21 protein-coding genes are annotated in these 24,603 nt (G+C 39.7%); 18 read left to right on the top strand and 3 right to left on the bottom strand.

Going from position 1 to position 24,603, the window contains the following annotated elements; genetic code table 11:
* Positions 1-9: 9 nt before the first annotated feature.
* Positions 10-657, top strand: coding sequence for an LIC_11490 family protein (locus LEP1GSC195_RS00675; RefSeq protein WP_040506153.1), 648 nt, complete (start codon positions 10-12; stop codon positions 655-657).
* A gap of 80 nt (positions 658-737) precedes the next feature.
* On the opposite strand, the gene LEP1GSC195_RS00670 is transcribed toward LEP1GSC195_RS00675, so the two are convergent.
* The 3 genes from LEP1GSC195_RS00670 to LEP1GSC195_RS00660 are packed head-to-tail and all read right to left on the bottom strand — an operon-like array spanning position 738 to position 4,933.
* Positions 738-2,183 carry a gamma-aminobutyraldehyde dehydrogenase gene (locus LEP1GSC195_RS00670; protein WP_015679707.1) on the bottom strand — a complete coding sequence of 482 codons (1,446 nt, stop codon included), beginning with the start codon at positions 2,181-2,183 and terminating at the stop codon, positions 738-740.
* Positions 2,184-2,189: 6 nt separating this feature from the next.
* Entirely contained in the window at positions 2,190-3,479 is a 1,290-nt protein-coding gene (gabT, locus tag LEP1GSC195_RS00665; protein ID WP_015679655.1) for a 4-aminobutyrate--2-oxoglutarate transaminase, read from the bottom strand.
* Positions 3,476-4,933, bottom strand: a complete 1,458-nt coding sequence (locus LEP1GSC195_RS00660) for an NAD-dependent succinate-semialdehyde dehydrogenase (protein WP_015679588.1) — start codon at positions 4,931-4,933, stop codon at positions 3,476-3,478. The genes gabT and LEP1GSC195_RS00660 overlap by 4 nt, the downstream gene beginning before the upstream one ends.
* A 139-nt stretch (positions 4,934-5,072) precedes the next feature.
* Here LEP1GSC195_RS00660 and LEP1GSC195_RS00655 point away from each other — a divergent pair, with 139 nt between their 5' ends.
* The 17 genes from LEP1GSC195_RS00655 (at position 5,073) to LEP1GSC195_RS00575 (ending at position 24,600) form a co-directional block, all read left to right on the top strand.
* The gene (locus tag LEP1GSC195_RS00655; protein WP_015679497.1) at positions 5,073-6,242 is read left to right on the top strand and encodes an ABC transporter substrate-binding protein; all 1,170 of its coding nucleotides are present in this window, start codon (positions 5,073-5,075) and stop codon (positions 6,240-6,242) included.
* A 33-nt stretch (positions 6,243-6,275) separates the two neighbouring features.
* Positions 6,276-7,301: an ABC transporter ATP-binding protein gene (locus tag LEP1GSC195_RS00650; RefSeq protein WP_015679708.1), complete on the top strand. Its 1,026-nt coding sequence runs from the start codon at positions 6,276-6,278 to the stop codon at positions 7,299-7,301.
* 10 nt (positions 7,302-7,311) lie between these two features.
* A complete protein-coding gene (locus LEP1GSC195_RS00645) occupies positions 7,312-8,229 on the top strand; it encodes an ABC transporter permease (RefSeq protein ID WP_015679706.1) in 918 nt (305 codons plus the stop codon).
* On the top strand, positions 8,219-9,022 hold the full coding sequence (locus LEP1GSC195_RS00640) for an ABC transporter permease (RefSeq protein ID WP_015679536.1): 804 nt from the start codon (positions 8,219-8,221) through the stop codon (positions 9,020-9,022). The genes LEP1GSC195_RS00645 and LEP1GSC195_RS00640 overlap by 11 nt, the downstream gene beginning before the upstream one ends.
* Positions 9,023-9,152: 130 nt before the next feature.
* Positions 9,153-9,584 carry a universal stress protein gene (locus LEP1GSC195_RS00635; protein ID WP_015679722.1) on the top strand — a complete coding sequence of 144 codons (432 nt, stop codon included), beginning with the start codon at positions 9,153-9,155 and terminating at the stop codon, positions 9,582-9,584.
* Positions 9,585-9,686: 102 nt separating this feature from the next.
* The gene (locus LEP1GSC195_RS00630) at positions 9,687-10,946 is read left to right on the top strand and encodes an AfsA-related hotdog domain-containing protein (protein WP_040506183.1); all 1,260 of its coding nucleotides are present in this window, start codon (positions 9,687-9,689) and stop codon (positions 10,944-10,946) included.
* On the top strand, positions 10,943-11,707 hold the full coding sequence (locus tag LEP1GSC195_RS00625) for an SDR family NAD(P)-dependent oxidoreductase (protein WP_015679605.1): 765 nt from the start codon (positions 10,943-10,945) through the stop codon (positions 11,705-11,707). Before LEP1GSC195_RS00630 ends, LEP1GSC195_RS00625 begins: the two co-directional genes overlap by 4 nt.
* Before the next feature lie 9 nt (positions 11,708-11,716).
* Positions 11,717-17,431: an AAA family ATPase gene (locus tag LEP1GSC195_RS00620; protein ID WP_015679741.1), complete on the top strand. Its 5,715-nt coding sequence runs from the start codon at positions 11,717-11,719 to the stop codon at positions 17,429-17,431.
* Between the two features lie 8 nt (positions 17,432-17,439).
* Positions 17,440-17,823 (top strand): holo-ACP synthase, encoded by a 384-nt coding sequence (gene acpS / locus LEP1GSC195_RS00615; RefSeq protein ID WP_002978360.1) that lies wholly within the window; start codon positions 17,440-17,442, stop codon positions 17,821-17,823.
* On the top strand, positions 17,823-18,044 hold the full coding sequence (locus LEP1GSC195_RS00610) for a hypothetical protein (protein WP_039926155.1): 222 nt from the start codon (positions 17,823-17,825) through the stop codon (positions 18,042-18,044). The genes acpS and LEP1GSC195_RS00610 overlap by 1 nt, the downstream gene beginning before the upstream one ends.
* A gap of 5 nt (positions 18,045-18,049) precedes the next feature.
* Positions 18,050-18,418 carry a bactofilin family protein gene (locus LEP1GSC195_RS00605; protein ID WP_002978190.1) on the top strand — a complete coding sequence of 123 codons (369 nt, stop codon included), beginning with the start codon at positions 18,050-18,052 and terminating at the stop codon, positions 18,416-18,418.
* 1 nt (position 18,419) lies between these two features.
* Positions 18,420-20,201 carry a sensor histidine kinase gene (locus LEP1GSC195_RS00600; protein WP_084597382.1) on the top strand — a complete coding sequence of 594 codons (1,782 nt, stop codon included), beginning with the start codon at positions 18,420-18,422 and terminating at the stop codon, positions 20,199-20,201.
* Positions 20,198-21,055 (top strand): SDR family oxidoreductase, encoded by an 858-nt coding sequence (locus LEP1GSC195_RS00595; RefSeq protein WP_015679653.1) that lies wholly within the window; start codon positions 20,198-20,200, stop codon positions 21,053-21,055. Before LEP1GSC195_RS00600 ends, LEP1GSC195_RS00595 begins: the two co-directional genes overlap by 4 nt.
* Before the next feature lie 3 nt (positions 21,056-21,058).
* The gene (locus tag LEP1GSC195_RS00590; protein WP_015679713.1) at positions 21,059-21,430 is read left to right on the top strand and encodes a cupin domain-containing protein; all 372 of its coding nucleotides are present in this window, start codon (positions 21,059-21,061) and stop codon (positions 21,428-21,430) included.
* Between the two features lie 7 nt (positions 21,431-21,437).
* Positions 21,438-22,670 (top strand): PP2C family protein-serine/threonine phosphatase, encoded by a 1,233-nt coding sequence (locus LEP1GSC195_RS00585; protein ID WP_015679474.1) that lies wholly within the window; start codon positions 21,438-21,440, stop codon positions 22,668-22,670.
* A 14-nt stretch (positions 22,671-22,684) separates the two neighbouring features.
* Positions 22,685-23,563, top strand: coding sequence for an acetyltransferase (locus LEP1GSC195_RS00580; protein WP_015679507.1), 879 nt, complete (start codon positions 22,685-22,687; stop codon positions 23,561-23,563).
* On the top strand, positions 23,560-24,600 hold the full coding sequence (locus LEP1GSC195_RS00575) for an SMP-30/gluconolactonase/LRE family protein (RefSeq protein ID WP_015679698.1): 1,041 nt from the start codon (positions 23,560-23,562) through the stop codon (positions 24,598-24,600). Before LEP1GSC195_RS00580 ends, LEP1GSC195_RS00575 begins: the two co-directional genes overlap by 4 nt.
* Positions 24,601-24,603: the final 3 nt, after the last annotated feature.

Raw genomic sequence — 24,603 nt, 5'->3', positions numbered from 1 at the left:
ATAGGTAGTATGTTGTTTGCAGCCTTTGCTATGATTCTTGTGGGTGTCCTATGTTTCTTGTACGTAGCCCTTTCTCCGCAGAAATCGAAACCTACGGCATACCAGCCCCGAAAAACACAAGGCACAGGCCAGTACCGAATGCCCCAAGGCCCCTCGGTTTCCCCTCAACTGGATGAACGTATTCGAAAAGAACGTGCGATTTCTGATGACCGCCATATATCCTATTCTTTGCCAGAAGAACTGACACCTTCTGTGGTCCAAAAATCTGAAGTTCTTCTCCCTACAGGGGACGGAAGTTTGGAACAAGAACCACCAGCACCCAAAGAAAGTAGGTTCCAAATTGAAGGGACTTTGTTTTTGGATTATTCCGGTAAACTTACGTTTGGTGATGAATCTTCTGATATCGATGCGATGGAAGATGGACTGAAAAACTTCAAACGAATTGGTTCGGGAAGTTTACGAGAGGAAAATGGAAAGTTTTTATTCCATTCTGGAAATGTGACTTATACCTATACGCCAGATGAATTGGAACAAGTGGTTCTTCATAACCAAGGGATCGTTTTTCTATTGAAAGACACCAAAGCCCCTAAACCTGTGTTTTTTACAAAAGACATCGATACATTCAAAGAATTTTTAAAACAAGCTGCCTTAGTTTAGATTCTCACAAATACAATCGGATTTTTTTAAGGAGAGGTCCTCTTAGAAAGATCCGACTGTTTCTTCTTGAGTTAAGAGATTTAAACCCCTCCCACCATTACATGTTTGGTGATTAAATAGTCACCCACGGATTCGATGGAGAGATCCTTTCCAAATCCCGATTGTTTGAATCCACCATGTGGTGTTTCTGAAGCCAATGGTAAGTGGTCATTGATCCAAACCGTTCCAAACTCAAATTGTTTAGCGACTCGCATAGCGCGCGCTATATCCTTTGTCCAAATCGAAGAAGCTAGGCCGTAATTCACATCGTTTGCGAGTTTGATTCCTTCTTCTTCTTTTTCATAGGATTGGATGGTGAGAACCGGTCCAAAAATTTCGTTTTGTACTACATCGAAGTTTTGTTTTACATCGGTGATGACAGTAGGTGCAAAGAAATATCCTTTGTCCAGGCCTTTCGGAATCACGGCACCGGTGAGGATTTTGGCCCCTTGTTTTTTGGCACGATCCATAAAACCGAGAACACGTTCGCGATGGATGGCAGAGATGAGTGGCCCCATTTCTGTTTTGTCATTGAAGGGATCTCCCACATTCACGGCTTTCATCGCATCTACAACGGCATCAGTGATTTTTTTCTGTAAAACCTTTGGGACTATGATTCTTGTAGCGGCCGTACAATCTTGTCCTGAATTGCAAGTGGCACCAAACGTAGCTTTTGCGGCAAAAAGATTGATGTCCACATCATCGAAGACAAGGAGGGGTGCCTTTCCGCCGAGTTCCAGATGCACTCGTTTCAGAGAGTCAGAGGCCGACTTCATAATGTTCTTTCCCGTTCCCGTAGAACCCGTAAGAGAAACCATACGAACGAGTGGGTGGTCTACAATGGCTTGGCCTGTGGCATTGCCACCAGTTATAATATTGATCACACCATCGGGAATCCCTGCTTTTTTTGTTAGTTCTGCTAACATAAGTGAGGTGATTGGCGTTCCCGGTGCCGGTTTTAAGATGATGGTGCAACCAGCAGCGAGTGCTGGTCCAAATTTCCAAACAGCCATTAGGAGGGGATAGTTCCAAGGAGCAATTTGACCGACAACGCCGACTGGTTCCCTTCGAAGGATAGAGGTGTATCCTGGTTGGTATTCGTTCGCACGGCTTCCGTGCACATCCCGAGCTGCCGTGGCAAAAAAACGAATGTTATCTACGGCAAAAGGTATGTCCCCTGCAAGACTCAAGTTTTTATAAGGTTTTCCGGCATTGAGAGATTCTGCTTTTGCAAATTCTTTGGTTTTTTCTTCCAATAGATCTGCCAGTTTCCAAAGGGCTTTGGAACGTTCTGCGGGGGTGATCCCAGACCACCTTCCATCATAAAAAGCTTTGTGTGCTGCCTTCGCTGCTTTGTCTACATCGGCTTTACTTGCGTCTATGACTTTGGCAATTTTTTTGCCTGTGGCGGGATCTTCAATGTCCATGAGGTTCCCGCCGTTAGTGTTGGTCCACTTCCCATCAATCCAAAGTTTGAATTCTTTCATACTTGCTTAGATTTCCTTTAATGATTTTGTTATGATAGATAGTCCTTCTTTGACGATAGACTCTTCGGCAGTGATAGGGACAAGAATTCTAATTACGTTTCCATACACTCCACAAGAGAGAAGGACAAGCCCATGTTCCAATGCTTTTGTTGTGAGTTTTTTTGCTAAATCGGCAGATGGTTTGTTTGCGTCCCCATTTTCTACAAGTTCGAAAGCAACCATTCCACCTAACCCGCGTATCTCGCCAATATGAGGGTAGAATTTTTTGATTTCGTTTAGTTCGGCGATTAACATTTTACCGAGTTTGGCTGACTTCTCTAAAATTCCTTCTTCATCGATAAGATCCATCACCGCAATCCCGGCAGCACAAGCGACTGGGTTTCCTGCATAAGTTCCCCCAAGTCCCCCTGGTTCTACAGAATCCATAATGGAAGTTTTTCCAATCACCGCCGAAAGTGGCATCCCGGCTGCGAGTGATTTGGCTGTGGTGATGAGGTCTGGTTTGATTCCAGAATGTTCAATGGCAAAAAGTTTTCCTGTTCTTGCAAAACCGGACTGCACTTCATCGGCAATCAGAAGGATTCCATGTTCATCACAAACGTTCCTTAGTTTTTTTAGGAAACTCGGAGAAGCAATGTAAAATCCACCTTCACCTTGCACGGGTTCGATGACAATTGCAGCTACTCGAGACGGATCGATGTCTGCTTTAAATAAATTGTTTAAGGCTTTAATGGAGTCGTCTTCAGTGACACCATGGTAGTCCATTGGAAATGGGATGTGGTAGACATCGCTTGCGAAGGGACCAAATCCTTTTTTGTAAGGAACTACTTTTCCTGTGAGGGCAAGGGCCATCATGGTTCGTCCGTGGAATCCACCTAAAAAGCTGATGATTCCTGGCCTTCCCGTGGCAGCTCTTGCAATTTTTACTGCGTTTTCTAAGGCCTCTGCCCCGGAAGAAAATAAGATGGTTTTCGCTCCACCATCGATTGGTGCCTTGGCGTTTAGTTTTTCGCAAAGGACGATATAGGATTCATAAGGCATAATTTGGAAGGCTGTGTGCAAAACTTGGTCCACTTGTTTGTGGATGGCAGCGACTACTTTCGGATGGCAATGGCCTGTATTTTGAACTCCAATCCCACCACCGAAGTCGATAAACCTCTTTCCTTCAATGTCCCAAATTTCTGCATTTTTTGCTTTTTCAGCAAACACAGGATAGGCGGTCGTAACACCTCTAGGCACATTTGCGAGTCTTCTTTCCCATAGAGTTTGGTTGGTTTGTTTTTGATTGCCCGTCATTTGATTCCTCCGAGGCAGAGATATTTGGTTACTGTATAATCATCAAGTCCGTATTTAGAACCTTCCCGTCCCATTCCAGAAAATTTAACGCCCCCGAAAGGGACTTGTTCTGAAGAGATTAGTCCTTCGTTAATTCCCACCATCCCGTATTCCAATTGTTCGGCGACTCTAAAAGTGCGAGCCATATCCTTTGTATACAAATAGGAGGCGAGTCCGAAGTCGGTATCATTCGCTAAATGGATGGCTTCCTCTTCTGTTTGGAAGGTTTGGATACAAGAGACTGGTCCAAAAGTTTCTTCCTTTGTCACAACCATAGAGGAGTTTACAGGATAAAGAACTGTCGGTTCAAAAAAATTCCCACCAAGGGTATGTTCTTTCCCACCAGTCAGGATTTTTGCTCCTTTGGAGACTGCATCTTGGATATGTGATTTTACTTTTTCCAAAGCGGCATCATTAATCAGTGGGCCTTGTTGGGCATTGGGTTCCATACCATTAGCTACCACGAGCTCCTTTGCTTTTTCTGCCAACTTTTTGGAGAACACTTCCGCAACGGAAGCCTGGACTAGAAACCGGTTCACACAAACACAAGTTTGTCCTGTGTTTCTGTATTTGGAAAGCATGGCACCTTTGATTGCTTCATCAATATCAGCATCTTCAAAAACAATAAAGGGAGCGTTTCCACCTAATTCGAGTGAGAGTTTTTTCAAAGTGGCTGCTGATTTTTCCATAAGATAAATCCCAGTTTTTGTAGATCCGGTGAAACTTAATTTTCGAACTTCTTTACTTTCCAAAATAGCTTTTCCGATTGCTATGGGGTCACCAACTAACACATTCCAGACGCCTTTTGGGAGACCTGCTCTTTCGGCAAGTACTGCCATAGCGAGAGCCGAATAGGGAGTCAGTTCTGCGGGTTTGGACACCACAGTACAACCTGCGGCAAGGGCGGGTGCCACCTTTCTTGCAAGCATGGCCGCAGGAAAGTTCCAAGGTGTGATAGTTCCCACCACTCCGATGGGTTCTTTTAAAACAAGAATTCTTGTATCTTTTCTATGAGATGGAATGATATCCCCGTAAGAACGTTTTGCTTCCTCTCCGAACCATTCGATGTAAGAGGCAGCATAGGCAATCTCTCCCCTAGCTTCTGTTAGTGGCTTTCCTTGTTCTTGGGTCATGATAAGGGCAAGATCTTCTTGGTTGTCTATCATGAGTTGGAACCATTTACGTAAAATCCCTGCTCTTTCTTTTGCCGGTCGCGTTTTCCAATCCTGAAGTGCTTCTTTTGCCGAACGAATGGCGTTCCATGTATCTTTTTCTGTGGAGTGAGGAATGTTTCCAATCACTTCACCATTTGCAGGGTTCTGGACTATAATTTCTTTTTTATTTTCTGCAGGGCACCAAACCCCGCCAATGAAGTTTTCTTGTCGGAAAAGGTCTTTGTCTTTGATGTATTTCATACCAAACCTGTGCTTTCATCGAAATACCAGCTCCTAAAAATTCCTACCTTTTTTTTGAAAACCTAGGAAGTGGTTGCTTAATTTTGGGATTTTGGTATCTAAATCACTGACATAAGTAAAACCAGGAGCACATAGGTTTATGAAATTCGATTCATACAAACGAGTGATTTTTTCTGTAGCAGTTCTTGCCATCGCACTTGCGGTTGCCTGCGGCAAAAAAGAAACAAAGGTTTCCGAAATCGGACAAGGCGAGGGAGAAGTTTCCATCGTAGCTTGGCCGGGATACATTGAACGTGGTGAAACAGACAAAGGATATGATTGGGTCACTGAATTTGAAAAAAGTTCTGGCTGTAAAGTAAATGTAAAAACTGCTGCAACATCAGATGAGATGGTAGCACTCATGAATGAAGGTGGGTTTGATCTTGTCACTGCCTCTGGTGATGCCTCCTTACGTTTGGTTGCTGGTGGAAAGGTCCAAGAAATCAATACAGACTTGGTCCCTAGTTGGAAAAATGTAGATTCTCGTTTGCAAAATGCTCCTTGGCATACAGTGGAAGGAAAACATTTCGGAGTACCTTACCAATGGGGTCCGAACGTACTTATGTACAACACTAAGGTTTTTAAAAAAGCTCCTACTAGTTGGAATGTTGTTTTTGAGGAACAAGTTCTACCTGATGGAAAATCAAACAAAGGTCGTGTACAAGCATTCGATGGTCCTATCTATATTGCCGATGCCGCTTTGTATTTAAAACAAGCAAAACCAGAACTGGGAATCCAAGATCCTTATGAATTGGATGAAAAACAATACACTGCTGTCATTGAACTACTAAAAAAACAAAGACAACTCGTTCCAAAGTATTGGCATGATGCGATGGTGCAAGTGGATGACTTCAAAAAAGAAGGACTAGTTGCTTCTTCAACATGGCCATTCCAAGTAAACCTACTTGTGAGCGAAAAACAACCTGTAGCATCTGTTGTTCCACAAGAAGGAGCAACTGGTTGGGCAGACAGTACAATGTTACACAAAGATTCCAAACATGTGAACTGTGCTTATAAATGGTTAGAACATTCACTTTCTCCGAAATTACAAGGTGACCTTGCTTCTTGGTTTGGGTCTGTACCTTCTGTTCCATCTGCTTGTAAAGGGAACGCTCTTCTTGGGGACACTGGTTGTGCCGTAAACGGATTTAATAACTTTGAAAAAATCTCTTTTTGGAGAACTCCGAAAGAAGATTGTTCCGGTGGAAGAAAATGTATACCTTACAAAAAATGGGCTGAAGACTATATTTCCATTATTGGAAGTAAATAGATCCTAACATCATAGAATACTGAAGGAGAAGGAATGGACCAAGTTTACGATGTTGAATTTCAAAATGTAACAAGGAAATTCGACCAATTTATAGCGGTGGATGATGTCTCCTTCGGGATCAAAAAAGGTGAATTCTTTTCGATGTTAGGCCCTTCCGGGTCAGGAAAAACAACTTGTCTCCGTATGGTGGCAGGATTTCAAGACACAACTTCAGGAAGGGTTCTTTTGGAAGGTGTTGATGTCACTGGCATCCCACCTTACAAAAGAAATGTGAATACCGTCTTTCAAGACTATGCTTTATTCCCTCACATGACAGTGGCTGAAAATGTCGGTTATGGGTTAAAAATTAAAAAACATTCGGGCAAGGAAATTAACCAAAGAGTGGCTGAAATGCTTTCTATGGTTCGCCTTCCTGATGTGGGAAACCGCAAACCTTCTGAACTTTCAGGAGGACAAAGGCAAAGGATTGCTCTCGCGAGGGCACTTATCAATCGTCCTGGTGTACTACTTCTCGACGAACCCCTCGGTGCCCTCGATTTAAAACTTAGAGAAGAGATGCAGTTAGAACTCAAAGCCATCCAAAAAGAAGTGGGGATTACTTTTATCTTTGTCACTCATGACCAAGAAGAAGCACTTTCCATGTCAGATCGAATTGCTGTTTTTAACAAAGGTAAGGTGGAGCAAATCGCCACACCAGAGGAATTGTATGACAGACCTAAAACTGAGTTTGTCGCAAATTTTGTAGGAACTTCCAATATCTTATCTTTAGAGGAAACCAAACGTCTAACGGGACAAGCCGGAAAAGGAATGATCCGTCCAGAACGAGTCCATGTCTTTGCCAATGCACAGGAGGACAATCATTCCACAGGGTACAGAACCTTTAAGGCAATTCTCAAAAGCCAAGTGTATTCCGGTGCTACTTCCAAAATGCATTTTGAAACTCCCACTGGGTCTCGCATCATTGCCTCAACTCAAAATCTAAAAATTTCTGCCGATCATATTGCGGTTGGATCGGAAGTGCTTGTTGGTTGGAAAGATTCTGACATGCATTTACTTTAAGGATTTGTAAATGACAAACACTCTTGATAAGTTCTTTACATTTCTATTTTACCGCAAGGGTCTTGCAATTTTTTTGTTACTCTCACCACTCCTCATTTGGCTTGGTGTTGTTTATTTAGGATCACTCTTTACACTTCTCATCCAAAGTTTTTTCTCCATTGATTCTTTTTCTGGAGTCATCAAACGAGAGTTTACATTAGAATCCTATTATGATCTATTTCGCCAGAGTACCAATTGGGATATCATCATTCGTACAACAACCATGGCATTTACTGTCACCGTTGTCAGTGCCATCATTGCCTTCCCGATCGCTTACTACATGGCGATGTATGCAGGCCCCAAATTAAAACCTGTTCTTTATCTTGGAGTGATGTTGCCACTTTGGTCGAGTTATCTTGTGAAAGTATATTCTTGGAAACTGATCATGGTAAAAGAAGGAATCCTCACTTGGTGTTTAGAAGAACTTGGGCTCATGCATCTTTTGGATGTGATCCTTTCTCTACCTGTGATTGGCGGAACTTCTTTGTCCTTCTCTTATATTGGGATGTTTTTGGTTTTTGTTTATATTTGGCTTCCTTATATGATCCTTCCCATCCAAGCCTCTTTGGAACGAATTCCTAAATCTTTACTCGAAGCCTCTTCCGACTTAGGTGGAGGACCGGCTCAAACCTTTCGCAAAGTTGTCTTGCCATTGGCATTCCCGGGAGTGGTGGCAGGATCTATTTTCACTTTCTCACTTACGTTAGGTGATTATATCATCCCGACCATTATTGGAAATTCTAGTTATTTTATTGGAATGGCGGTTTACACTCATCAAGGAACGGCAGGAAACATCCCTTTGGCGGCAGCTTTTTCCATGATCCCAATTATTATCATGATGGTTTATCTTATGATTGCCAAACGATTAGGAGCTTTTGATGCCCTCTAAGTGGAATTTTGGAACCATTGGATTAAAACTGGCAACCACTTTAGGTTTTCTTTTTATCCACATACCTATTTTTATCATCATCATGTATGCATTCTCTACTGATGAAAAAACATTTCAATTTCCATTGCCTGGATTCACTCTCAAATGGTTCGGAGTTGCATGGGAGAGAAATGACATTTGGGAAGCTATCATTCTTTCATCTCAGGTAGCATTTGTATCTACATTTCTTGCTATTGTTCTTGGAACCTTAGCTTGTCTTGCAGTATATCGTAGTAAATTTTTTGGAAGGGAAGTGATTTCTTTTCTTGTGATTTTACCCATTGCTTTGCCTGGGATTGTAACTGGTATTTCGCTTAGATCAGCCATGTCACTTTTTGGAATTCCTTTTAGTACGTGGACTATTGTCATTGCACATGCAACTTTTTGCATTGTAACAGTGTATAATAATGTGCTCGCACGGCTTCGTCGGAGCTCTCATTCCATGGTGGAAGCTTCTATGGACCTAGGTGCCAATCCATGGCAAACATTTAGATTTGTCATTTTACCAAATATCGCCACTGCATTGTTAGCTGGTGGAATGTTGTCATTTGCATTATCATTTGATGAAGTGATAGTGACAACATTTACTGCAGGCCAACAATCCACGGTTCCCATTTGGATGTTAACAGAATTCATTCGCCCTAGACAAAGGCCTGTCACTAATGTGGTGGCAGTCTTTGTTATTCTTGTGACAACACTGCCCATACTCATTGCCTATTACTTAACCAAAGAAGATGAGGGTGGGAAAAAATAAACCCCACCCATTTTTGGATCTTTTTATACTTCTCTTGATCCAATTTAGAGACTGTTACAGTTTTGTAATTTTTGACAATTATCAACGGAATTTCACTTTCCCAAATCCTAGAAGGTGGTAGACTTCTAGAATGGAAAAATTGATTCAAAAGCTGATCATCCCAATCGATGGTTCACCGAGTTCTGCCAAAGCGCTGGAATTTGGTTTGGCAATTGCAAAAGCAAGTAATGCAAAATGTTATGTCGTGGAAGTGGTCGAGGATTTCGGTCCTTTGCCTGGTTATTATGATGCGGCTCCGGCAGGAAAAGATCGAGTGAAGTGGATCTCTGAGCAACGTTTTGAAAAAATACATCCTATTTTGGATGAAACCTCTGTGAAATGGGAACGTGTTGTAATAGAAGGATATCCTGCGGAAGAAATATGCAAACTTGCCGAAAAAGAAAAAGCAGATTTGATTGTGATCGGAAGCAGAGGGCATGGGATTCTTGGAAGATTTATTATGGGTAGCGTGTCTGATCGTGTTGTACATTATGCACCTTGCTCAGTAACGGTAGTTAGGTGAATCTGGCATAAATTTGTCAAATCGTTGTTAAATTAGTTGCGCTGAATTGTATCCTATCGGAATCTACGGACTAATCCTAAAGTAGATTTCCGGTTGATACATATAATGGTTTTTGAAAAAGAAGAACTCCCCGCAGTATTGCCTCTAGACAAACGATACACAAGAACGTATTACCAAGACGACAGTTTTGTTTCAAACATACGAAGAGCACTTCCTCGGATGATAACAACTGTTGTCATGGAAGAACATGTCTTTCCTAAGCTGAACAAAGAAGAAACTGACTTTTTGCTACAATACTATGCAAAAAGGCAAGATACTAGTGGGAATTATTACCAGCTTAAAACAATTCCCTATCGTATTCGTAAAGAATCTGCGGAAAGAATTTTAGAGGAAGCAGGGATTGATGAGACACAGAAAGATTTCATTAGTACCTTCTATCATTTTGATACAGAATTACAGCAGTATGTTTTAAATGATAAAGTCACCGAATCAGATGAGATTCGAATCCTCCAGATCATCAAACGTCGGGACTATTATGTTGGCAATGTAGAGAAGTCAAAGATCTCTGCAATCTTCGAGCCAATTGAGGAGATTCCAAAAAAAGATACTTTTTTTGCGAACCTATATGTTCCCGCAGACCATAAGTTTTTTTCTCCACCCAATCTAAAACATATTTCTGGAATGCAAATTGTGGAGGCAGCTAGGCAATTTGGAATTGCTTGTAACCATTTATATGGAAAAGTCCCGTTTGAAGGTGTCACCTTTTTATTGTTATATTTAAACTCTGAATTTTTTCAATATGCCAAGATGAATATGCCGATTAAATTGCGAGCCAAAGCCATTGAAACCAAAAACAGTAAATCAGGTTATTGGAACTACTCAAAACTCGAAATTACAGCGTATCAGGAAAATCAAGAGATTACGAAAATTGAGATGGCTGCGAGTATCTTGCCTTTAAAAGTGTATAAACGCTTAAAAAGCACGCAGGAAGAAGTGTATGAAATTGATCCAAGGTTTCGCATTTTAGATCAGTTTAAGAACAATATTTCTGTTAGGGAAAATGGCCGGAATATTGCCTCCACCATTGAAAATATCTCGAGTTCAGGGTTTATGGTGCGCTGCTCAGGGATCCTTCCTGGTGATTTGGCCCACAGCCAACAACTCGAATTTTTTATGCATTTTGATATTGTCGGTTTTGTTCATGGAACTTGTATTTTATTATGGGTCAAAGAAGACGATAATAATGAGGACACCTTCTTTGCCGGATTTCGTTTTGAGTCGATTTCCGAACTAGACCGTGCAAATGTAAAGGAAGCAATCAATCGTTACGGACGTTTGATCGAAGAAAGGGAAATCCAATGAGTGGAAAAAAAGTAGCACTAGTAACCGGCGGAACTTCTGGACTCGGAAGATCTATTGTTTTGGAATTTGCAAACGCTGGTTATGTGGTTGGATTTTGCGGCAGACGAAAACAAGAAGGGGAAGAGACTTTGGCTCTTCTTGAAAAACAAGGTGGCACCGGAATGTTTGTTCGTTGTGATGTCACACAATCGGAAGCGGTTCGTAATTTTGTTGAATCAATTGTCAGTAAATATGGTTCTATCGACGTTGCAGTTAACAATGCAGGGATCTCTGGAGTTTTGAAAACAACGGCTGATTATCCATTAGATATTTTTGATTCTGTAATGGATGTAAATTTGAAAGGAACTTTTCTTTCTATGCAATTTGAGCTAAAACAATTTTTAACTCAAGGAAAAGGTGGAGTCATCATCAATGTATCTTCGGCACTCGGTGTTCGAGGAAAAGAAAAAGCAGGTCCTTATTCTATGACAAAACATGGAATCATTGGACTTACCAAGTCAGCCGCATTGGAATATGGATCATCTGGGATTCGTGTGGTGGCTCTCTGTCCGGGTGGGATCCAAACAGAAATGGATGATGTATTTTATGCTAATGTATCAAACCCCGAAGAAGTGAAAAAGGAAAGAATGAAATCCTATGCTTTGGGTAGAATGGCAACTCCAGAAGAAGTTGCGAAAACTTGTGTTTGGCTTTCCACAGATGGAGCTTCTTTTATCACTGGAGCAGTGATACCGGTTGACGGTGGCAAAACTGCAAGATAAGGAAACCCATTGTTCACTGTAGGAAAATATAAAGCGATCAAGGAACTTCATTTAGGTAAAAGAAGTTCTGTTTATGCAGGGGAATCTGCGTCTGGCAGCCCCGTGGTAATCAAATTATTAAATCGTGATTATCCAGATAACCATGAAATCACTCGTTTTAAAAATGAGTTTGAGATACTCCGCTCAATTGATTCTATCTACACGCTTCGGCCTTTGGAATTAGAATCCTACCAGAACACTGTTGCAATCATTTTCCCAAATGTTGCTTATACCGATCTCGCCAAACTACAGCTAAGTGGAAAGTATAGTAATATAGCCACTTTTTTGAATATTGCTATTGAGGTCTGTCGTGCCCTTGCTGATATTCATAAAGCAAAAATTGTTCATAATGATATCAAGGCTCAAAATATAATTTATAATCCAGATACTGGTGCATTAAAGGTTATCGATTTTGGTTCGGCAACTCTTTTGACCCATCGAAGTTTTTATCTTCCGATGAATCAGAACCTTACCGGAACCCTTGCACATATTTCCCCAGAGCAAACTGGTCGAATGAATCGCACGGTTGATTATAGAACCGATTTTTATTCGTTTGGCGTCACCTTATACCAGTTAATCACGGGAGACTTACCATTTTTATATACTGATAGTCTGGAAATGGTGCATGCTCATCTTGCAAAAACCCCTCTTTCACCTAAGGAAAGAAGTGGCGCTCCAAAGATAGTCTCTGATTTGATCATGAAACTTCTGGAAAAAAATCCAGAAGATCGTTATCAAACAGCAACTGGATTACTTTCCGATCTTTCTGCAATCCAATCTGTTCTTTTGGAAAATGGACGTGATTCTTTGGATCAGTTCCAAATGGAACTAGCAAAAAATGATAAATCATCCAGATTTCAAATTCCCAAAAAATTATATGGAAGAGAAACTCAACTTCAAGTTTTTGAAGAAAAATTTCTAGATGCCACGGAAGGTAGGATTGAAATCTTTCTTATCTCTGGACGTTCTGGGATTGGTAAATCGGCTCTTATCAATGAAATTCAAAAACCAGTTACAAGAGAAAAGGCTTACTTTACTTCCGGAAAATTTGATTTATATAAAAAATCGATCCCTTACCGAGCTATCAATTTAGCATTACAGGGACTTGTTCGGCAATTATTGTCTGAAAGTGAATCTTCAGTAAAAGAATGGAAAAAAATACTTTCTGAAGCACTTGGCGTAAATGCAAAACTAATTATTGATGTTGTTCCTGAGTTATCGCAACTGTTAGGTGAGGCGCAGGCACCACCAGAACTTGATAGTTTGGAAACGGAAAATCGGTTCCACTTGGTGTTTCGAAAGTTTCTTAGAACCATTTGTACAAAAGAACATCCTGTCGTTTTATTTTTGGATGATATGCAATGGGCGGATTCTTCCAGTATATTATTATTGAAGGAAGTTCTGACGGATCCAGAAATTTCTCATTTCTTTATTATTTTATCTTATCGTGACAATGAAGTATTTCCAACAGATCCGTTTTTTAGATTACTGGAAGAGTTACGTGAAATTCAGGTGCCAATTACTGAAATTCGATTAGAGCCACTTCGGGAACGAGACGTTGCTTTACTTGTTTCCGAAACTCTAGTGGTTCCAGAATCGGAGATTCGACCAATTGCAGAAGTGCTTTGGAAAAAAACAAAGGGAAATCCATTTCACGTCAATGAAATGTTTAAGAACCTTTACGAAAGGTCTTATATCTATTTTGCTGAAGATCATTGGTCTTGGGATAAAGATAAAATTGATTCAGTTAATATCTCTGATAATGTCATCGATTTAATCATTGATAAAATCAATCTTCAATCTGAGGAGTTAATCGATGCACTGAAATTGACTGCATGTATCGGGAACTGGTTTCGGCACGATATATATGCAACGATTGCCGAGAGGCCATTTCATAAAGCATCCATGGATTTGGTGGCCCTCGCCAATGAGGAATTTTTGATTCTCGGGATGGAGGATGCAAATTTCACCCACGATAAAATTCGAGAAGCAATTTATAAAATTATCTTACCAGAGGAAAAGGCAAAACTACATTATAAAATAGGGAAAACATATCTCTCTATTCTGTATAAATATAAACTCGAAGACCATTTGTTTACGATTGTAAACCAATTGAATTTGGGAGCTTCCCAAATGAAAGGAAGTGAAGAGTTAGCTGAGTTACGAATCTTAAATGAAAAAGCAGGTTTTAAAGCTTTAAATTCATCTGCTTACGATGCTGCATTTACATTTTTTGATCGGATGTCAGGACTCATGACAGACGATGAATGGAAGTCCGATTACGAAAATACATTAAAACTCCATTTGGCTTATGCAAGATCGGCCTATCTTTCAAAAAATTTTGAAGCAGCGGAGAAGAGTTTTAATTATATACTAAGTTTTGTTCGAAATGATTTGGATAAAATTTTGGTTTATGAGTTACAATCTTCCATGCTTGTAACGCAGAACAAAATGAAAGAGGTATTGGAAACCTTAAAACAAGCGTTAAAGCTTGTTGGTGTTCGGCTACCAAAAGAAGCGGGGCCTTTGTCGCCTTTCTTGGAAATTCTAAAGTTTAAATTTAAATTAGGTCACAGGGCTATTGAAAGTTTAGAACATCTACCGGTTTCGGAAGATCCCAAGTATCTTGCAATCATGCGTCTTTTGAATGCATGTATCGCTCCTTCATTTTTAGCGGAGCCAAATTTATTCCCAGTTATCGTATTGAAGTTAGTCAACCATACTTTGCGATATGGTCTGTGTGAGATCAGCGCTTTCGGATTTTGCGCGATGGGCGTGATTCAGGGATCGGGTTTGGGAAATTTTGATGATGGTCTAAAGTTTGGTCAGTTAGGTGTTCGGTTGTTGGATACTTTAGATGCAAAGGCATTTCGCTGTCGAACATTGTTTATGTATGCATGTATGATTTCCCCTTGGAAAAATCATGCAAGAGATGGCCGGTCTATATTTTGGGATAGTTTCCTTGCAGGAATGGAAACGGGAGACTTACAATACTCATCATATTCATTGAATAATATCCACTTCCAAGGTTTATTATTTCGTGAAAATCTAGAAGACTTATATAAAAGTCAACTACGTTATGATGCTTCTTTATTGAGTCTGCGCCAAAACCATGCTTATCAAGTACATCGACTGAACCTCCAGTTAGTTGAAAATATGAGAGGGGAGTCTCCTGACCCAATGAATTTGGAAGGTCGATACTTTTCGGAAACGGAAACTGTTTCAGAATGGCTATCTACTGGAAACGCCAATGCGCTTTTTGATTATTATTTATGTAAGTTGCGAATTGAATACTTTCTTGGCGATAAAGAAAGGGCCTATGAATATTCAACAAAACTAGATTCGTTAGAAGGTGCTATGTTTGGGATGATGTTTGTACCTGAACATGTCTTCCTTGGTGCTCTTGTATCCTTTGCATTAATTATAGATAACAAATTTCCTACGGGGACCACTAAATCTTCTCTTAAAAAAAGACTAAGTGGATTCGAAAAACGTATGAAGGTATGGGCAAAGAGTTCTCCTGAAAATTTTGGACATAAACACCATATCATTACTGCATTATTGTTATATTTGGCGAACCAAAAAACGCAAGCGGTCATTGCATGTAAAGCGGCGATTTCCTTAGCTCGTGAATCAAGTTATATACTGGAAGAGGCACTTGCAAATGAGTTTTTAGTTCGAATGTGGAAAGAAACAGGGTTCGAGCAGTATAGTAACTTACATTTGGTGGAAGCGCATTACCGGTATGGAAAGTATGGTTTTCTATCAAAAGTAAAACAACTAGAAATGGATCATGTTTCTTTGAAAAAATATATTGGAAGAAATTTTAGAACAGATTCGACCGATAGTCTTTCTTTATTTAGCACAACAAAAGATATTTTTGGTGATGTCGGCTCTACTTTAGATATCAATACAGTTATCAAGGCTTCGCAAACGATTTCAGGAGAGATCCAACTCAATCGTCTTTTGGAAAAAATGATGAAAATTTTGATTGAGAATGCTGGGGCCGAGAGAGGATATTTTATATTAAAAGCAGGATCTGGTTGGCAAGTTTTAGCGGAATCGGAAGTGGAAAAGGAATCCGTTTCCGTCTATGCAGAATCGCCATTTGATATCGATTTTCTTCAGCCAGTAGCTTATGTGAATCAAAATAAAATTCCTTCACAAATCATCGGTTATGTGGTTAGGACCGGGCTTGTTGTGATTTGTGGGGATGCAGCCAGAGAGGGCGATTTTAAAAACGACCCTTATGTTAAATCAACTCTTCCTAAATCTCTTCTTTGTTATCCGATTCTAAGTCACGGGACAGTTGTTGGTATTGTTTATTTAGAAAACAACCTAACAACAGATGCCTTCACCCCTGGGCGTGTGGAAATTCTGAAAATTCTATCTTCACAAATTGCGGTTTCCATTGAAAACTCTCTTTTGTATACCAATTTGGAACAAAAAGTGGATGAACGAACGAAGGAATTGAACTTTGCTTTAACGGAAGTTAAGGGCCTTAAGGAACAACAAGATGGAGATTATTTCCTAGCTTCACTTCTAATTGAGCCTTTAACACAAAACCTTGCTACATCGTCGAATATGAATATTCGGTTTCTTACGGAACAAAAGAAAAAGTTTTCATACAAACAATGGAATTCTGAAATTGGTGGCGATTTGTGTGTGTCTTCGCCTATTCTGCTACAAAATAAAAAGTATATTGTCGTTTTAAATGGTGATGCTATGGGTAAGTCAATGCAAGGAGCAAGTGGCGCTCTTGTCATTGGATCTGTATTTGAAGCTATCATCAAAAGAAATGGCCAGTCGGATGAAGTGCGAGATATAACTCCTGAAAAATGGGTCAGCAATGCTTACATTGAATTGCACAACACTCTTGTCACTTTTGATGGCTCTATGCTTATCTCTATGTTTCTTTGTTTGATCGATGATGAAACTGGATTCTTTTATTTTTTAAATGCAGAACATCCCAGGCCAGTGATTTACAGAAAGTATCATACCTTCTTTTTGCCGCATAACTATGTTTGTGCGAAGTTGGGCCTTTTGGCATCTAAAAAAGCTCTGCAGATTAATACCTTCCAACTTGAGAAGGGAGATGTATTATTAATTGGATCAGATGGACGTGATGATATTTTGATTGGCTCCGAGATTGAAATGGAGGTCAATGAAGACGATGAATTATTTCTTAAAACTACATTGGAAGGCCAAGGTGACTTAGAATCCATTCGGGATGCGATCAAAAGCCATGGCGAATTGATAGATGATTTGTCGTTAATTCGAGTGGAGTATACAGGAGAGGGCTCACCCGTTCATGTTCCAGCCAATCACCCAAAACATTTTGTTTACCTCCGAGCACTTACACTGTACAAACAGAAAAAATGGACAGAAGTAGAACGTATGATATCCGGCCATTTTGATTCAATCCATGATGCACCACTTTCAGTTCAAAAAATCTATCTGTATACAGAACACCGAATGTCGGTGTTCCCATTGGAATTTGCTGTAAACTATGTCCAGAAGAATCCATCAGACAGCCTAACACTCTTTTATATTGCAGAAGCGCTGTTTGAAAATGGAGATTTTTCTGCGGCTTTCGATTATTCCGAAAGAGTGCAACTCAGACGCCCTTACCATAAGGAAAACAATATTTTATTTGCTCGACTCTTAGAACTTCGGCGAAAATAAATCATCTTATGTTATCCGTCGGAAACGACATCGTTGAAAACCAAAGAATTCGTGAACTCCTAAAAAAACATGGGGATCGCTTCCTGAAACGGGTTTTTACAGACGAGGAAGTAGAATACTGCCACAAACACAAAGATCCCGTTCCTTTTCTTGCTGGCAGGTTTGCCTGCAAAGAAGCCGTAATTAAGGCCCTAAACCTAAATCCGGGGGAAGTGGCAGATATGCGTGAGATTGAACTGGCGGGCACAAATTTTGGTAAAAAAACGCTAGTCATCCATGGGAAAACTGAGAAGTTTTTCCGAGAGAAAGGATTTACCAAGAGTTCCGTATCCATCAGCCATGCTGACCATTACGCAACAGCTGTTGTCATTTTCTATAAGGAGCCCCTATGATCGTTAGTGATAAAATGAAGGCTGTATTGGTTCACTACAACCATGCACTTTCGTTATACAAGTCGCGAAAGTTCGCAGAAGCGAAAGAAGAGTTCAAAAAAGGATTAGCGATTCATCCACAAGATGGCCCCTCGAAACTATACATTGAACGATGTGATGATTATATCGCAGATCCCCCACCAGAAGATTGGGACGGGGTATATAATATGAAAACAAAATAGGAACTATGTCAAAAAAAGAAATGCAACCAACCATCACCGAACACGGAGTCATTGCCACTATTCTCGGAAAAGAAACAGCATTTAGCGGAACTTTAGCGTTCAAAAAACCCTTACAAATTTCCGGTGATTTTACCGGTGAAATCATCTCCGATGGTTATCTTGTGATTAGTGAAGGGGCAAGAGTGAAAGCCAACATTAAGGCTGGCACAGTTGTTGTTGGAGGAACGATCATTGGAAACGTAACAGCAACACAAAGATTAGAAATGTTGTCCACGGGAAAAGTACAAGGTAACATTCGTACGGCAAAACTTCAAATTGCAGATGGTGTTGTATTTGATGGAAATTGTGAAATGCTAAGCAGCGAAGAGACTTAGTTTGTGGCAATTCCATCCATATAGTTTACTTCTATTTCTAGCATTCGGCTTCAATCTTGTATTGGGGCTATTCGTTTTAAAATCTTTCCGCCTAGATCTTGTTAAATATTTATTAATTCTAGTAATCGGTTCCATGATGTGGACCGGCTTCTACGGACTTGATTTTGTTTATATTAATTCTGATTTACACAGAACCTTTGTCGCCTTATTGTATATCGGGGTTTCCCTTGCCAATTTGGGAATGGTTCTCGTATCTTTAGAGTTCACGCAAAACAAACATCTACTAACCAAAAAGTTTTGGGTTTTACTTACAATCCAGCCATTACTAACATTAGCCGTTTGCGTTCTCGATCCAATATTTAGAACCCTTACATTAGATACCTATCTTGTTAATATCAACGGTCGGATTCAATGGATCCAAGTGACCAATACAGGCGGATTTGTTGTTTCCTATTTCCTTTCTTTTTTCTGGTCAGTGTTTGTTGGTTATCTACTGATAAAAGGAATTTTCGTATCGAAGTCCACGGAAAGACGTAGGTATCTTCTCATACTAATGTCCTATTTGTTTATTTGGATTACGGCCACCTTACATAAGTTAGGTTTTAGGCCCTTGCCTGGGCTAAACGTCACTGCGGTTATGAGCACAATGCAAGTGATCCTTATTTTTTTTGCCATTGGTTACTATCGTATGTTTGATTTAGTTCCCTTGGTGCGAGGGGAAATTGTAGATGAACTAGATGAAGCAGTTGTGATTCTCGATTTTAACAATAGGATTGTGGATTGGAATATGGCAGCAGAACATTTATTCTGCGTTGCATCTAAGAATTCTACCTTACTATCTTATAAATATTTTTTTGCATCTGCTCCAGGGATTATTTCCAAACTAGATCACTTATCAGATAAACGTACACTCACAAAATGGATTTGGGAAAAAGACGAAAAATATTGGGAAGTGACCGCAAAACAAATTCGAGATGCGAATCGAAAAAAAATTGGAATGGTCCTCGTTTTCCGAGATAGTACGGAACAACGGAATTTGGAAAAACAAATGTTAAACGTCAATCGTGAGCTCCTGGTTGCAAACGGTACTAAGGACCGATTTTTATCTATCATTTCTCATGATTTACGTGGTCCACTCGCTGGAATTAAAATGTTACTCAAAGTATTGAATGAGGACATGAAAAAGAAAGAAGATGCACTTGCGGGAATGACACAGTCGCTAGTGGACGCTACGGAATCTGTTTTTTCATTATTGGAAAACCTTTTGGAATGGTCTAAGTTGCAACGAGGACAGGAAGAGTTCCGCCCCCATTATTACCGGTTGGATAATATTGTCAGAGAGTGTTTAGAGCTATTTGTTTTAAGTGCAGCTAACAAAGGTATTACTTTGGAGGTAGATATTCCTTCGCATGCGATGGTATTTTGTGATGATAGAATGATCATTACGGTCATTCGGAATTTGGTTTCGAATGCGCTAAAGTTTAGTCATAACAATGGCAAAATTCTTATCAATGCTTTGGATGTCGGTGGCGATTGGCAGGTTTCTGTTATTGACTCAGGAGTCGGTATGTCGAAGGCAATCCTAGACAAACTATTCAAAGTAGGGGAAGTGATAAAATCTACTGGAACTGGGGGAGAGACGGGGAACGGAATTGGACTTTTACTTTGTAATGAGTTTGTTTCTGTAAACGGTGGAATTCTGTTTGCAGATAGTGACGGGGTCTCTGGTTCCCGATTTGTTTTTACCATTCCCAAAAAGATGAAAGAGGAGATCATTTCATGAAAAAGACAATCGTTGTTACTGGTGCTACGGACGGAATCGGTAGAGTATGTGCTCATTCCTTTGCAAAAGGCCAAGAGGAATTGATTTTAGTTGGGCGTAATCCAGACAAACTTGCCGCTTTGGTGTATTCCTTACAAGTAACAGGCGCTACTGTTCACTCTTATGTAGCCGACCTGTCGTCTGCAAAAGAAACTTTTTTACTTTCAGAAACCATTAGAAAGAATCATCCCAAGATAGATGTTTTGCTCAATAACGCAGGCGCTTATTTTGATCAACATACCCTTACCAAAGAAGGGATTGAGTCCACATTTGCCTTGAATCATTTGAACTATTTTATTCTGACTCTCGGTTTACTTCCTTCTTTAAAAAAAGCCGGTGAAGCGAGGATTGTCAATGTAGCCTCTCGGGCGCACATGGGCGTATCTTTGGATTTCAATGACTTGTTAGGTGAAAAAGAATATTCTGGTTGGAAACAATACCAAAGGTCAAAACTTATGAATATTTATTTCACCTATGAACTTGCAGAGCGTTTAAACCAAACAAAAATCACGGTCAATTGTTTACATCCAGGATTTGTAAAAACAAGGTTTGGTCAAAATAACGATGGTTTGGCGAAATTCCTGTTGACCTTCGCTCAAAATGTCTTTGCGATATCAGAAGAGAAAGGTGCTGAGACTTCCATTTTTCTTTCAACGGATCCATCAGTTACGTCTGTTTCAGGTAAATATTTTGTAAAAAAGAAAATCGAAAAAAGTTCTGAACCTTCTTATGATGTAGCAGCCGGAAGAAATCTTTGGTCGTATACGGAAGACCTACTCAAACATAAATTCAGTTTTAAATTTCCTGGTTTTTAGTGTATGGGTTTTAAACACCAAACAAACCCAATTCAAGTTCCGGTTCCTGGCGGGAAAACAATTGCAGAACATTTCGGTATTCCCTCTACGGGAAGTTCCGAGGTTTCTATTGCATATATGGCGGCACCTGGGGGTTGGGGGGAACCTTTTCAAACACCTAACTTTGATGAGTGGACTCTTATGGTCCGTGGTAAAAAACAAATCGAAATCGATGGAAAAATTCTGATCCTCAGTGCCGGTGAATCACTTTTGGTTGAGAAAGGTACAAAGGTAAGATATTCCAATCCTTTTTCTGAAGATGCAGAATATTGGTCTATTTGTAAACCTGCGTTTTCTTTGGACTTAGTAAACCGGGAACGAGAACTAGAAACTTAGAGATTATATGGGAACGGAGGAGAAACCAACAGCGGATTTAAGTTTTTTAAAAAAAGAAATGAAACCCGCTTTTTTTCCCAAGGGTTCTCTTGTTATCGAACAATATTCGTTAGGTGATTCCTTTTACTATATAGAATCGGGGAAGGTTGAAGTTTGGAAATATTTAGACGAGAGTAAACAGGAAATATTGGTCATTGGAGATCTTGTCGCCGGAGATTATTTTGGTGAAATTGCTCTCATTGACTCGGCTCCTCGTACTGTAAATATTTCTGCTAAAGAAGATTCTACTCTTTTCAAACTGACAAGGGAAGATTTCCATCGTTTGATTCAAACAAGTCCTGATATGACCTTAACTCTTTTGAAATTGTTAACGGCAAGAATCCGAAACGCAGAACAAAGAGAAAATCAAGTTTTGATCGAAAAGAATAGGGAACTTCGCCTTCAAAATGAAACCTTGGAAGAAATGGTAAAAGAAAGAACAGCAAAGTTAACTCAGTCTTTAAAAATCATCCAAGAAGATCTCGAAACTGCAAAAACCATTCAAAGAAATATTTTACCACTAGGCCTTAAGTATGTAGCACATTTAGATTTTGGATCACGATTTGAACCTATGGCAGAAGTTGGTGGTGATATATTCGATGTCATCCGTTTAGAAAAATCCAAAATAAGATTATTTTTAGCGGATGCGATTGGATATGGTGTACAGGCAGCCCTTATCACAATGGCCATCAAAGCTGAATACGATCATATCAAACAGAATACACCGAACCCAGCCGATGTTTTGTATGTTCTCAACCAAATTTTCATTGATAGATATGGGAAAAAATCCAATCAATTTACTGCTGTCATAGTCGATTTGAATTTAGAAGAAAACAGTTTAACATATTCCTCGGCAGGTCATAATGAACCTTATGTAGTTGGTAAGGACAGGATCATTCCATTAACTGAATCGGGAGTGATGTTAGGTTTGGAGAAAGACGTTGAATATTCTAACCACTCGATGGCTTTTGGGCTTGGGGATCGTTTGTTTATGATTTCGGATGGATATTTGGAGCAAGAAAACAAGGACGGAATTCTCCTCGGAGAGTCCAAATTGCTTTCCAGTTTTGAATCTGCTAAGAGTTTGGATCTAAATCTAGCAGATACGATTAATTTGCTTATGGATGACTTCCATTCCTTTAGAGGAAATTCCTCTATGATGGATGATGTTACGATTCTTGGAATCGGTACGACGTATTAAATAGGAGATAAACTTTGGGTTTAATCATTGCATATATTTTGTTTCTTTTGAATTTATTATCGATTATACCAACCATGTATCCTTTATACATTTGGAAGTTGGTGACAACAGGTTCGGTTAGAAGGTTAGGTGACAGACTTCTATTAAAGGTAGGAGAAGCTTGGATCGAAAACAATTATCGGATTTCGCGAATGTTATACGGTGTCCAATTTGAAGTGGTTGGAGATGCTTATAAAGATTTGAAACAAGATGGACGTTATATGATTATCTGTAACCACCAATCCTGGTCCGATATCTATATCATTCAATCTGTGTTAAATCGCAAAATTCCACTTATTCGATTTTTCATCAAAGATTCGTTAAAATATGTTCCAATCCTTGGACACGCATGGCTTGCTTTGGATTTTCCTTTTGTAAAAAGAAGCAGTCGGGAACAACTGAAGAAAAATCCAGAACTTGCTACCAAAGATTTGGAAAATGTCAAAAAGGTTTGTGAAAAATTTGCTGGAATGCCTTTTTCGATTTTAAACTTTCTTGAGGGTCACCGAAGGACTCCTGAACGAGTGCAAAAGTTACTCAAGAAAAATCCTTACCAGCACTTACTTCGTCCTCATAGTGGCGGTATCTCTGTTGTGTCCACTGCACTCAAAAATTCAATTGATGCATTTATTGATTTAACTATTGTTTATCCTACTGAAAATCCGAGTTTTTTGCATTTGATGCAAGGTAAAATTCGAAAACTGAAAGTATTTGTGGATGTCATTCCAGTTTCGCAAGTTCCTATTGAAGAGAACGAACAATTTGCACCAATGTCAAAGAAAATGAAACGTTGGGTAGATGAACGATGGGCTTTAAAAGATACTTTGATTGAGAAGGAGAAACAAACAAAATGAAATATCTAGGAATTATTATATTTCTGATCACTGTACTATTTTCTTGTAGAACTTTCGAGCCGGTTGCTTATGAACCACCAATCAAACCGGAACCAGTCGGGGTTTACACACCTAACACCGAATTGCAAAAATCTATCTTACTTGCGATAGGTAAAGTTAAGGGTTTGGAATCTTTGGATGTCGATGCCGATGGAAATATTTATGGCGGAGACAAAGAAGGTCGTATTATACGAATCACTCTAAAAGGTGAAATCAAACCCATAGCCAAAACAGGTGGTCGGCCTTTGGGAATCCAGTTTGACAAAGCAGGAAATCTCATCATCGCCGATGCTTACCGTGGTCTTTTATCCTTGGACAGTTCAGGTAAATTAACAGTTCTTGTTTCGGAGTACAAAGGAAAACCTTTTCAGTTTACGGACGATTTAGATATCGCACAAGATGGCAAAATTTATTTTTCTGATGCTTCTATTTATGAACAAAAGGAATATTTATATGACCTTTTGGAAGCAAAACCTTATGGACGAGTTTTTGTTTATGATCCTAAAACCAAAGAGACAGAGCTTCTTGCGGACGGATTGTACTTCGCGAATGGAATCGCCTTGTCTAAAACAGAAGATTATCTTCTTGTGAATGAAACTTATCGTTATAGGATCACAAAACTGTGGTTAAAAGGCCCCAAAAGAGGTTTAAAGGAAACCGTGATCGAAAATCTGCCTGGTTTCCCTGATAATATCACTCGCAACGAAAATGGCGATTTCTGGGTGGCTTTATTTACTGTAAGAAATGATAGAATGGATCATATGCATCCTTCTCCTGTTGTCAAAAAGATGATATCCTTTCTCCCCAAATTCCTTTGGCCCAAAGCAGAACCTTATGGGTATGCACTCAAAATGGATGGGAACGGAAAAGTGCTTATGACTTTACAAGATCCTGGTGGAGAACACTTGAAAGAAGTAACAAGTGTTATAGAAAAGAAAAGGCAATTGTACATTGGTAGTCTCTACAATGATCGTGTAGGGATTTACGTATTACCTTAATAG

This window comes from Leptospira wolbachii serovar Codice str. CDC (assembly GCF_000332515.2).
In the GTDB taxonomy this organism is placed as follows: Bacteria; Spirochaetota; Leptospiria; order Leptospirales; family Leptospiraceae; genus Leptospira_A; species Leptospira_A wolbachii.
Note: the sequence above shows the minus strand (reverse complement) of the source record. Positions and strands in the feature narration are given on the sequence as shown.

Excerpts from the sequence above, each read along its gene's own strand:
- LEP1GSC195_RS00675 (WP_040506153.1), top strand. The coding sequence starts at position 10 with ATGTTGTTTGCAGCCTTTGCTATGATTCTTGTGGGTGTCCTATGTTTC.
- LEP1GSC195_RS00670 (WP_015679707.1), bottom strand. The coding sequence starts at position 2,183 with ATGAAAGAATTCAAACTTTGGATTGATGGGAAGTGGACCAACACTAAC.
- gabT (WP_015679655.1), bottom strand. The coding sequence starts at position 3,479 with ATGACGGGCAATCAAAAACAAACCAACCAAACTCTATGGGAAAGAAGA.
- LEP1GSC195_RS00660 (WP_015679588.1), bottom strand. The coding sequence starts at position 4,933 with ATGAAATACATCAAAGACAAAGACCTTTTCCGACAAGAAAACTTCATT.
- LEP1GSC195_RS00655 (WP_015679497.1), top strand. The coding sequence starts at position 5,073 with ATGAAATTCGATTCATACAAACGAGTGATTTTTTCTGTAGCAGTTCTT.
- LEP1GSC195_RS00650 (WP_015679708.1), top strand. The coding sequence starts at position 6,276 with ATGGACCAAGTTTACGATGTTGAATTTCAAAATGTAACAAGGAAATTC.
- LEP1GSC195_RS00645 (WP_015679706.1), top strand. The coding sequence starts at position 7,312 with ATGACAAACACTCTTGATAAGTTCTTTACATTTCTATTTTACCGCAAG.
- LEP1GSC195_RS00640 (WP_015679536.1), top strand. The coding sequence starts at position 8,219 with ATGCCCTCTAAGTGGAATTTTGGAACCATTGGATTAAAACTGGCAACC.
- LEP1GSC195_RS00635 (WP_015679722.1), top strand. The coding sequence starts at position 9,153 with ATGGAAAAATTGATTCAAAAGCTGATCATCCCAATCGATGGTTCACCG.
- LEP1GSC195_RS00625 (WP_015679605.1), top strand. The coding sequence starts at position 10,943 with ATGAGTGGAAAAAAAGTAGCACTAGTAACCGGCGGAACTTCTGGACTC.
- acpS (WP_002978360.1), top strand. The coding sequence starts at position 17,440 with ATGTTATCCGTCGGAAACGACATCGTTGAAAACCAAAGAATTCGTGAA.
- LEP1GSC195_RS00605 (WP_002978190.1), top strand. The coding sequence starts at position 18,050 with ATGTCAAAAAAAGAAATGCAACCAACCATCACCGAACACGGAGTCATT.
- LEP1GSC195_RS00595 (WP_015679653.1), top strand. The coding sequence starts at position 20,198 with ATGAAAAAGACAATCGTTGTTACTGGTGCTACGGACGGAATCGGTAGA.
- LEP1GSC195_RS00590 (WP_015679713.1), top strand. The coding sequence starts at position 21,059 with ATGGGTTTTAAACACCAAACAAACCCAATTCAAGTTCCGGTTCCTGGC.
- LEP1GSC195_RS00585 (WP_015679474.1), top strand. The coding sequence starts at position 21,438 with ATGGGAACGGAGGAGAAACCAACAGCGGATTTAAGTTTTTTAAAAAAA.
- LEP1GSC195_RS00575 (WP_015679698.1), top strand. The coding sequence starts at position 23,560 with ATGAAATATCTAGGAATTATTATATTTCTGATCACTGTACTATTTTCT.